Source organism: Streptomyces sp. 15-116A (genome assembly GCF_025290915.1).
Lineage (GTDB): Bacteria > Actinomycetota > Actinomycetes > Streptomycetales > Streptomycetaceae > Streptomyces.
The window spans coordinates 1-5,302 of the sequence record NZ_JAOCQE010000359.1 but is presented as its reverse complement, the minus strand read 5'-3'; the positions used below and the strand labels follow the sequence as shown (position 1 = coordinate 5,302).

4 protein-coding genes, 1 tRNA gene and 1 pseudogene are annotated in these 5,302 nt (G+C 70.6%); 1 reads left to right on the top strand and 5 read right to left on the bottom strand.

Features of this window, described 5'->3' with window-relative positions; all coding sequences use genetic code 11:
- Together N4P33_RS32130 and N4P33_RS32125 are read right to left on the bottom strand one after the other, a co-directional pair.
- Positions 1 to 315: pseudogene (locus N4P33_RS32130) on the bottom strand (hypothetical protein); the annotation flags it as partial.
- On the bottom strand, positions 312 to 878 hold the full coding sequence (locus N4P33_RS32125; protein WP_260830468.1) for a DUF4365 domain-containing protein: 567 nt from the start codon (positions 876 to 878) through the stop codon (positions 312 to 314). The pseudogene N4P33_RS32130 and the gene N4P33_RS32125, both read right to left, overlap by 4 nt.
- A 169-nt stretch (positions 879 to 1,047) precedes the next feature.
- Between N4P33_RS32125 and N4P33_RS32120 the strand changes: the two genes are divergently transcribed.
- Positions 1,048 to 1,773, top strand: coding sequence for a 3'-5' exonuclease (locus tag N4P33_RS32120; RefSeq protein WP_260830467.1), 726 nt, complete (start codon positions 1,048 to 1,050; stop codon positions 1,771 to 1,773).
- A gap of 55 nt (positions 1,774 to 1,828) precedes the next feature.
- Here the strand turns inward: N4P33_RS32120 and N4P33_RS32115 are convergent.
- The 3 genes from N4P33_RS32115 to N4P33_RS32105 all read right to left on the bottom strand — a co-directional run bounded on the left by N4P33_RS32115 (position 1,829) and on the right by N4P33_RS32105 (position 5,162).
- Positions 1,829 to 1,900: transfer RNA gene (locus N4P33_RS32115), tRNA-Val, on the bottom strand.
- Positions 1,901 to 1,939: 39 nt separating this feature from the next.
- Positions 1,940 to 2,389, bottom strand: coding sequence for an SRPBCC family protein (locus tag N4P33_RS32110; RefSeq protein WP_260830466.1), 450 nt, complete (start codon positions 2,387 to 2,389; stop codon positions 1,940 to 1,942).
- Positions 2,390 to 2,426: 37 nt separating this feature from the next.
- Positions 2,427 to 5,162 carry a Tat pathway signal sequence domain protein gene (locus N4P33_RS32105; RefSeq protein WP_260830465.1) on the bottom strand — a complete coding sequence of 912 codons (2,736 nt, stop codon included), beginning with the start codon at positions 5,160 to 5,162 and terminating at the stop codon, positions 2,427 to 2,429.
- Positions 5,163 to 5,302: the final 140 nt, after the last annotated feature.

The following is a 5,302-nucleotide window of genomic DNA, read 5'->3' as shown; positions in this document are numbered from 1 at the left end:
GGCCGCGCCCTCGTCATCGGCGGCCCGCCCGCTCGGCCCGGCGGTCCCGGCCCGGGACAGCTGCCACGTCCACCCGGTCTCTCCGGGCTCGGCAGGCTGCCGCTTCCACTCGGTCTCTCCGGGCTCGGCAGGCTGCCGCTTCCACCCGGTCTCCCCGGGCTCGGCCGCCTGCCACCTCCCCCCGTTCTCCCCGGGCACGGCGGCTCGCTCGTCCCCTTCGGGCCGGTCGGGTCCGTCCGGGCCGGCGCTCCATGCCGCCTCGGTGGGGTGCGGGCGTACCGGCCGCAGGGGCTCGTCGGTCGGGCGGTGCGTCATGGTTTCCCTCCCGTGCCGACCCGGGTCATGATCTCGCACAGCGCCCGGTCGTCGAAGATGCGTGAGGTGGGGATCCGCACGGTGGTGCGCTGCCGGCCGGTGATCGGGTGTCCGGCGAGGTTGGTCCAGTAGCAGCAGTGGCGCAGGTCGAGCCGGTCGTGGCTGGCGCGCAGCCAGTCGTCCTGGGAACGCGGGACGAGCATCACGACCAGGATCTTGTGCACGGACACCGGCGTGCGGGCGAGCTTCGCGAGGTGCGCGTTGTCGAGCGTGAAGGAGAAGGCACGGCCCGGCGGGTCGGGTGCGATCTGGTAGGTCGCCTTGAGCTGCACCTTGATGGTGACCTCGTCGTCGACGGTGTGCCCGGGGGCGCTGTGACTGACGTGCCAGTCGATGCCGTTGTCCGGGAACGGCTGGGACAGCGAGCAGCCCGCGGCGGCCGCGACGGCGTGCAGATAGCCGACCTGCAGGGTCTCCATGCAGGCGGTGGTGGCGAGAGAGCCGCGAGACGGTGCCGTGCGCTCGGGCAGCAGCCCGCCCCGTTCGGGCTGCGCAATGGCCATGGCCGAACAGCCTTCCAGAACAAGTGAATCCCCGCTGCGGGGCGCTGAACTGCAGCGACCCGTACTCCTGTTGTCTCCTTCCGGCGTACGGCGCAAACAGGCCGGGTATCACCGGAGCGGGCAGCGGACGGTGCGTCAACTGCCGGTGGTGAGCAAGGGGTTGGTGGGAATGACGTGCTGGTACGAGGGGCCGCTGGCCGCCTTTGACACGGAGACGACGGGCGTGGACGTCGAGACCGACCGGATCGTGTCGGCCGCCGTCGTCGTCCAGGACGCGCCGGGCGCCCGGCCTCGGGTGAACCGCTGGCTGGTGAACCCGGGCGTGCCGGTGCCGGCCGCGGCGACGGAGGTGCACGGGCTGACGGAGGAGCATCTGCAGCGCAACGGCCGCTGGCCCGCGCCGGTGATGTACGAGATAGCGGAGACGCTGGCCGAGCAGGCGGGTGTGGGCCGGCCGCTGGTGGTGATGAACGCGCCGTTCGATCTCACCCTGCTGGACCGGGAGTTGCGCCGTCACCGAGCCTCGTCGCTGCACCGCTGGTTCGAGCGGACGCCGCTGCTGGTGCTGGATCCGCGGGTGCTGGACAAGCACCTGGACCGCTACCGCAAGGGGCGCCGCACGCTGACCGACCTGTGCGCGCACTACGGCGTCAGCCTGGACGAGGCGCACGACGCGGCGGCGGACGCGGTGGCCGCGCTGGAGGTCACGCGGGCGGTGGGGCGCCGGTTCGCTTCCCGGCTCGAGCGGCTCTCCCCCGGTGAGCTGCACACCCTGCAGGCGGTGTGGCACGCGGCACAGGCCCGGGGCCTGCAGGCGTGGTTCGCCCGCAGCGGCACGGAGGAGGCGGTGGACCCGGCGTGGCCGCTGCGCCCGGACCTTCCGGCGGCGGCGTGAGGCGCTTCGTGAACACAACAAAGCCGGTCCGCCTGTGACGGACCGGCTCTCCCGGTGGGCGATACTGGGTTCGAACCAGTGACCTCTTCGGTGTGAACGAAGCGCTCTCCCACTGAGCTAATCGCCCGGGAACGCACTGAACAATACAGGTCCCGGCACGCTTCCTTCAAACCGCTTCCAGGTGGGCGGCCAGTCCGCGCCGGCCGGCCCGCATCATCAGGGCGTGGTTGATCCGGAACGCGGGCCGTGCGGGCACGGCGAGCCGCCGCAGCAGCGGCTTGCGGACGTCGACCTCCTGCTCGTAGCGGGCGAGGCTGCCGCCGGGGCCGAGCCGGGTGACGGTCCAGCGGGCCCAGCCGTCGACGTCCCCGGACAGGCCGACCTCCAGGATTCCCTTCTCCGGGTCACGCCGCCCCTCGTGCAGGGTGGCCCGCAGGTCGAAGGGGAGCACGGAGCGGATCCGTACGATCCCGCTGCTGTCGTCGAGCCGGACGACCTCGCGCACCTGCGGCCACCACAGGGGGTAGTCCTCGATCCGCTCCAGTACGCGGTAGACGACGGGGGCGGGCGCGGACAGGGTCCACAGACTGCGGAAGCGGTAATGGTTCCAGTCCATGGACGGAGTGTGCCCGCCCGCGCCCGGTATGCGCGCGTTACGGCATCCGGTCCCCCAGCAGCGCCAGGTTCTCGATGGCCGCGAGGCCGTAGAGCGCGGTGTCGTTGGTGGACACCCAGGTGGCCTCACTGCCCTCGACGAGCGCCGTGGGCCCGCTGACCTTCTCGGTCTTCCAGGGCGCGGACTCCTTGTAGCCGTCGGAGTTGTAGAACTTGTCCCAGGCCCGCTTGGCCAGCTTGTCGTCGCCGGTCTTCACGGCGGCGTAGGCGTCGAGGCGGGAGTGGCCCTGGAAGAGGATCAGGCTGCCGAAGTCGGTGCCGTAGCGGGCGGCCTGTTCGGCCTTGGTGGCGTTGAAGTAGCGGCAGTAGTCGAAGTAGGCCTCGTTGAACTTCGGCATGTCGACGAGGTCGATGAGCTCGGCGCACAGTTCGTTGAGGCCGAAGACGGCCGACAGGTGGGAGACGCCGACGACGGGCTTGTCGGCGATGGCGAACCTGCCGGTGTCGAGGTCGTAGAGCCCGGTGCCCTGGACGAAGCCGTTGGGCTGGGCGGCGATGGTCTCCATGGTGGACAGCACCCGTGCCTTGGCCTTCTCCCACTTGGGGCCCTTGCGCTCCCACTCGGTGAGCCAGGCGGAGACCAGGCCGCTCCAGTCGGTGCCGAAGCCGATCGACAGGGCGTGCCGGTCGGGGGTGTACGGCTCGGTGCGGATCTTGCGGATGGGGTCGAGGACGAGGAAGGTCTCGTCGGAGTCGACGTTGGCGTGCATGAGGTCGCCGACGCGTTCGTCTGCGGTGAGGAAGTAGTAGTAGCGGCGGTAGGTGGTGTTGGCGATGCGCTGCTGCTTGGCGCTGTCGGCGAAGTGCTGCACACCGTGCCGGGTGCCGAGGCCGGCCCACTTGCCGAGGTGGTAGACGTCGACCTCGCCGGTGTGGCGGGTCATGGCCTCGGCGAAGCGGAAGATGTCGGCGCGGCCGGAGCGCAGATACGCGTACCAGAGCCACAGGTCGGGTGAGAGTTCGGAGTTGTCCCAGGCGTAGCCGCCGACGTCGTAGCGCCACTGGTGCCGCACGGTGTCGTAGGTGTGCATGATGTCGCCGTAGTCCCAGAAGCCGTACCAACGGCGCATCTCCACCTGGTCCTTGTAGTAGGTGAAGAGGAAGTCGAGGTGGTCCTCGATCTTGGCCTTGGCCGGGGTGGACCGGTCGGGTTCGGCGAACAGGCCCTTGCCGAAGACGCCGGCCTTGATGAGCTGCGCCGGCGGTGCGGCCAGCTGCGGCAGGACGCGGACGGCCTCGACCTGCTCGGCCAGGGTCTCCGCCGAAGGCGTCGACTCATTGGCCCAGAAGAGGAGTTCGGAGGTGCGGGCGATGCCGTAGGGGGTGCCGAAGCCGGGCTCGTAGTCCTCGTAGGTGATGTTGAGGCCCTCGAGCTGTTCGGGGTAGGTGTCCTGGCCCATGCCGTCGTGGTAGAAGCGCAGGTCCATGGGCTGGGCCTCGGGAGACCACAGCCAGAGGGTGACCTCGGCCTCGTCGGTGTGGGCGTCGCGGATGTCGAGCTGGGCGGGGAACTTCTCCCAGAAGTCGCGCAGGCCGAAGGAGAGTCCGCCGCTGACGCCGCCGACGTAGCCGAAGCCGGAGGCGCGCCGGCCTCCGCCGGCGGGGATCCAGCCGTAGCCCTTCTTGGTGCGCTTGCGCAGGGCGAAGCCGTCGGCGGAGAGCTGGGAGAGGGTGTAGTCGCCCCATTCGGGGATGTACTGGAGCCGGGTGGTGACGCGCTGGTCCCAGGTCGAGGGGTCGGGCAGCTTCCTGCCCGCGAACTGCGCCTCCTGCACGGCGATTCCGGGATCGCGGCGCAGTCCGGTGATGCCCTTGACAGCCTCGCGGAGCATGCCGGTGCCCTCGCCGCCGATGCGGATGTGGCGGTCGTAGGACTCGTCGCGCATGGGGACGGTGAAGCGGACGCCGAGGCCGCGGATGAAGTCGCCGCTCGCCTTGCCCGGTTCCTGCGTCCCGTCGTAGGTGATGGTGTGCACCATGCGGAAGGAGTCGGCGCCCGCGTAGAAGTAGAGGCGGAGGGAGAACGGCAGCCGGCTGCGGCTGCCCTTGCGGTGCTTGCCGTCGATGCGGACGACGGCGCGGACGGGACCGTCCTGTTCGACGGTGACATCGGAGACGGCGCCGTCGAAGCGTTCGGTCTTGACGGTGGTCTGGTCGCCGTCCTCGAACTCGGGCTGGCGCAGCAGGACGAGACGGCCGTCGCGGGCGATCTCGGTGGAGCCGCGGGTGACCGATTTGACGATCGTGGCACCCGACTTGGCGATCTTCGCGGTGATGACGCCGGTCGATATGTCGATGGTGCCGCCGCTCTTGTCGACGGTGACCTTCTTCTCGGGGGCGGCGGGTGTGCCGGCGGTGAGGGTGAGCTTGCCGGAGCCGGAACCGACGGCGTGGGCGGTCCACTTGAGGGAGCCGTCGGGCCAGTAGGCGATCGGCCAGGACTGGACGGGGACGGCTTTTCCATCGGCGTCGGTCAGGGCGAAGGTCTGGTCCTCCTGGTGGGCGCCCTTGGGCCAGGGCACGCCGACGGTGGAGCCGGGGGCGGCGCCGAGGCCGCCCTCCTCCAGCCAGTCGAGGGTCACCGGGTCGGCGTCGGCGGCCTCGGCTCTGGGTGCGGCGGCCGCGTTCCGGGAGCCGAGGGCCCAGCTGAACTGGGCGGCGGCGCCGGCGACGGCGGCGGCCTTGAGGAGGGACCTGCGGGGGATGGGGGACATGGCCTTTCCTTTCCGTGCGGGTGTCCTTGCGAGGGGCAGATATGTCAAGGGCATGACAGACAGAGACGCGACGCCGAGGCGCCGGCCTTGAGGAAGGGCATGGCTCGTCAGCCGCGGTGGTGGCGGTTCTCCACGGCGAC

What these genes read in the sequence shown, in the direction of transcription:
- N4P33_RS32125 (WP_260830468.1), bottom strand. Translation starts at nt 878, where the DNA reads ATGGCCATTGCGCAGCCCGAACGGGGCGGGCTGCTGCCCGAGCGCACG.
- N4P33_RS32120 (WP_260830467.1), top strand. Translation starts at nt 1,048, where the DNA reads ATGACGTGCTGGTACGAGGGGCCGCTGGCCGCCTTTGACACGGAGACG.
- N4P33_RS32110 (WP_260830466.1), bottom strand. Translation starts at nt 2,389, where the DNA reads ATGGACTGGAACCATTACCGCTTCCGCAGTCTGTGGACCCTGTCCGCG.
- N4P33_RS32105 (WP_260830465.1), bottom strand. Translation starts at nt 5,162, where the DNA reads ATGTCCCCCATCCCCCGCAGGTCCCTCCTCAAGGCCGCCGCCGTCGCC.